3 protein-coding genes are annotated in these 4584 nt (G+C 31.4%); all 3 read right to left on the bottom strand.

Annotated features, from left to right (window positions below; all coding sequences use genetic code 11):
- On the bottom strand, positions 1 to 1214 hold a 1214-nt coding region (locus ACRBBL_RS21935), incomplete at its 3' end, for a tetratricopeptide repeat protein (RefSeq protein WP_431371238.1).
- A gap of 293 nt (positions 1215 to 1507) precedes the next feature.
- Positions 1508 to 3268: a helix-turn-helix domain-containing protein gene (locus ACRBBL_RS21930; protein WP_431371237.1), complete on the bottom strand. Its 1761-nt coding sequence runs from the start codon at positions 3266 to 3268 to the stop codon at positions 1508 to 1510.
- 450 nt (positions 3269 to 3718) lie between these two features.
- Positions 3719 to 4582 (bottom strand): ATP synthase F1 subunit gamma, encoded by an 864-nt coding sequence (gene atpG, locus ACRBBL_RS21925; RefSeq protein ID WP_431371236.1) that lies wholly within the window; start codon positions 4580 to 4582, stop codon positions 3719 to 3721.
- Between the last annotated feature and the right edge of the window lie 2 nt (positions 4583 to 4584).

Genomic DNA, 4584 nt, shown 5'->3' with positions numbered 1-4584 from the left:
AAAATTCCTAGAATCACTAATAGAATAGCGCTAATAGCTCCAAAACGGTATTTCCAAGCATTCTTTTTGGTTTCTAGCTCTTCTACTAAACGTGCGCGTTCGGCAATGGCTTCTGGTGTTTCGTATTTTTTTTCAATGGTTTCTGTAACGTATGTATACGTAGAATCAATGATTTTATCTGTTTCAAGCAAACGATCATAGTATTTGATTTGATTTTCAGTATCATTTTTGCTTTTGTAGTAGTCAATGATATGTTCATACGCGATTCGCATTTCTGGAAAAATATCTTTGGTTGCTTGGTAAATGGAATCTGTTTTTAAGAAATGGAACTGTGCTTTTTCTGGTTGGTTTAGTTTGTCGTAGCTTTTACCTAGGTAATAATTGTTCATTGCTTTTCCATGATCATCTCTGTATGGTAATGCTTTTTGTAAGCTATCGATGGCTATTTGGTAATTTTCTAAATAATATTGAGCATACCCACCATAAGTTACAAAATCATAATAGGATATTGTGTCTTTGATATGAATTGTTTCTTGAATTCCTTTTTTAGCTATTTCTAATCCTTGTTTATATTTTTTATTCCGCAAATATCCTAATGACAAATTACTTAATGCAACAAAATAAGTCTCTGTATAATCAAGGATGAATTCTTTATTATTAATAACAAATTCTAAAGTCTCTTTTTTAAAATTTAAATCCTCTTCACTTAAAGACCAATTACTTCTTACAGAAATAATTGCGCTACGGATATCTATTTCTAATGAAACATTTTTATTGGTTTTTAATACTTCCAATGCTTTTAAAAAGTTTTCCAATGCTTCATTATTCTTACCTAAATTATATAAATAAGCTCCTTTATTTTTATATGCCAAGGCTGGCAAATATTTATCTTGTTTGTTTTCACTATATTTTATAACACTATCTAAGTATTGTGTAGATGGATTTAAATCTCCTTTATTTCCATAATATTTAGACAAGAAAAAATAACCTGTATAGATTCTTACAGTATCATTATCTACAATTGATCTTTTTAAATATTCATCTATATAAACCTTTGATAACTCATTATTAGAATTTCTATAATTTTTCCTAAAGGCTCTTAGTTCTTCATAACTATACTTCGCCAAGGAATCATTTTGAGTTTGTGCATTTAAAAATGTATTCAAACTAAAACAGATAAAAAGAAATAGGAAATAAGAGAGTTTTTGACTCATGGATTTTGTGGAGGTTTATGCAAAGATATGCAATGGTGGTTTAGTACGAATTCACTTTGTGTTTTAACGTGTTTTTTTCGATGAAAATTGTAGTTCAAAATATGTTTTGTTATCCTTGAGCAGATCTTGATACAACGAATCTACGATTCGCCACTCGATCTGACGTTTTGAGTTTGAAACGTCTTTGCGAGAATTTAAAAAAATTCGCGGCAATCTCTTAGTTTTATATACAATCGTTTCTATAATTTAAACAGATTGCTTCGTCATGCTTCCTCGCAATGACGTTTCATATACTAACTCTCCAAACGTTTCTGCAACTCTTTAATAAAATACGAAGGCTTGATTCCTGTAGATTTATGAAATGCTTTGGAAAACGATTCTGTGTTTCCAAAACCTGCTTCTTTAGCAATGGCTTTAATCGTATAATTTCTGAATTTGGAATCTTCTTTGAGTCTGGAAATGACATATTCTATACGCAATTCACTGATGTACTGACTAAAATTCTTTTTGTAATGCCAATTGATGACTTTGGATAAGTATTTAGGATTCGTTTTTAAGTTTTTTGCTAAGCTTGTAATTGAAACTTGTTTTGTGAATTTCTTTGTGTCTTCAAACTTTTTTAGTTGATTGAGAATGCTTTCAATTATTTCTTTTGGAACACCAAGATCTTTTGCTTCTATTTTTTGTGATTCGAAAGCCTCAGCACTCTCACTTTGTTGAATTGACACATCTCTTTTTCGTTTATCAGAACTGGCATTGAGCGGAGTCGAAATGCGCTCAATGCTCATAATATTTTCAAAACGTTTTTTATAATATTTTTGACGACGAAATGCGGCTACTAAAATTCCTAGAATCACTAATAAAATAGCGCTAATAGCTCCAAAACGATATTTCCAAGCATTCTTTTTGGTTTCCAATGCTTCAACTAAACGTGCACGTTCTGCAATGGCTTGTGGTGTATCGAATTTTTTTTCAATGGTTTCTTTAACATAAGTATAAGCAGAGTCAATAATTTTATCTACTTCTAGTAAACGATCGTAGTATTTGATTTGATTTTCTGCGTCATTTTTGCTTTTATAATAGTCAATGATATATTCATACGCGATGCGCATTTCTGGATAAATATCTTTGGTAGCTTGATAGATAGAATCTGTCTTAAGGAAATAGAATTGTGCTTTTTCAAATTGCTTGAGCTTGTCATAACTTTTGGCTATATAATAGTATCTTAAAATTACATCTCTATCATTAATTTTAATCAAATGTGGTAATGCTTTTAATGAGCTATCTATTGTAGCCTCATAATTCTCTAAATAATATTGAGCAGTTCCAGCATAGGCTACAAAGTTATAATGACTTGGGCTTCTCACTCCTTGTAACTTTTCATCAATTCCAAGCTTTGCATATTCTAATTGTTTTTTATAGTTACCTCTTCTTCCATATTCTATCGATAAATTACTAATAACTTGTGCATACTCTTCATTATAGTTTTTTTGCTTTTTTAAGAAATTTAACAATTCTAATAGATACTTTAATGTTTTGTCATCAGCAATCCAATTAGAGTTTGTACTTATTATAGCGTTTCTCGTTTTTAATTCTAGACGGACATTATTATTAATTTTTAAAATTTTTAGTGTTTCTAAAAAATTATTTAAAGCTTTTTTTTCCATTCCTAAGTCATATTGGTAGGCTCCTTTTGTGTAATAACCCATGGCAGGAAAATCTTTGTTTTTACAAGTCTTACAAGTTTCAATAATACTATCTGTATATTGTATAGATAGTAAGTCTTTATTAGATACAACATAATAGAATATAGCCATGTGAAAGTAACCTCTCGATATTTTTACTTTATCCCCACTTAGTTTAGCTTTTGAAAGATATTTTTCTGCATAGAGTTTACATAGGTTTTTATCTGTAAACCTTGTATCGTAGAATTTTTTTTCTATCTCTTTAAAGCTATACTTCGCCAAAGAATCATGTTGAGTTTGTGCATTTAGAAATGTATTCAAACTAAAACAGAGAAAAAGAAATAGGAAATAAGAGAGTTTTTGGCTCATGGATTTTTAGAGGTTTATGCAAAGATATGGAATGATGGTTTAGTACGAATTCACTTTGTGTTTTAACGTGTTTTTTTCGATGAAAATTGCATTTCGACTCCGCTCTATGCCCTAGAATTTTACTTGATTTGGCGATTGGAGTTTGAAACGTCACTGCGAGGATTTTATGACGTGGCAGTTTGTTTATCTAAAAACGAATTTGGTATTTGAAGTAGCAGATTGCTTCACTGCGTTCGCAATGACAAAACAAAGGAATTCATAGAAATTTGTGGCAATCTGTTGGTTTCAAATACTAGTTTAAGGTATGATTTTGGCAGATTGCTTCACTGCGTTCGCAATGACGTTTCAAAGTATAAGAAAAACAAAAAACCTCATGTTTCCATGAGGTTTTGTAGTATGATATGCATCTCGACTGCGCTCGATGTGACAACACAGAAAAGAATGAAAAATCTAATTGTTTAACGCTTCCGCTCCACCAACGATTTCTAAGATTTCGTTTGTAATAGCAGCCTGACGTGCTTTGTTGTATGTTAATGTTAAAGAATCTCTTAGTTCTCCTGCATTATCTGTTGCTTTGTGCATCGCAGTCATACGCGCACCATGCTCACTTGCAAAAGAGTCTCTGATTCCTTTGTATAATTGTGTTTTTAATGACTTTGGAATTAATTCTTCAACGATTTCTGCTTTTGATGGCTCATAAACATAATCTAATTGAACGTTTGCATCTGCAGATTCCATCGGTACAATTGGTAAAAATTGTTCCGTCATTACGATTTGTGTTGCTGCATTTTTGAATTTGTTGTAAACGATCTCGATTTTATCATACGATCCATTTTCAAATAATTCCATTAGCTTCTCAGCAATTTCAGCTACATTATCAAAAGTTAATGCATCAAAAACATCACTACGATTTTCAATGATCGTATTTGTTTTAGATAAGATATCATTTCCTTTTTTACCAATTGCCAATACGTCCACTTGTTTCCCAGCGTACACATTGTTAATTAGGTTGCTTGATTGTTTGATAATGTTAGAGTTGAACGCTCCACACAATCCTCTGTTAGATGTAATAGCTACAATCAATACTTTGTTTACTTCACGTTGGTCTGCAAATTTGCTTCCGCTATCTACATCCAATGTCGCACTTAAGCTTTGTAGTAATTCTGTAAGTTTGTTTGCATACGGACGCATCGCTGTGATGGCATCTTGTGCTTTTTTCAACTTTGCAGCAGACACCATTTTCATAGCGCTTGTAATCTGCATTGTTGATTTTACAGAACTAATTCTATTACGTATTTCTTTTAAGTTTGCCATTT

It is taken from the genome of Kordia sp., from assembly GCF_050633145.1.
Taxonomy (GTDB): Bacteria; Bacteroidota; Bacteroidia; order Flavobacteriales; family Flavobacteriaceae; genus Kordia.
This window is presented reverse-complemented; position numbering and strand designations above follow the sequence as displayed.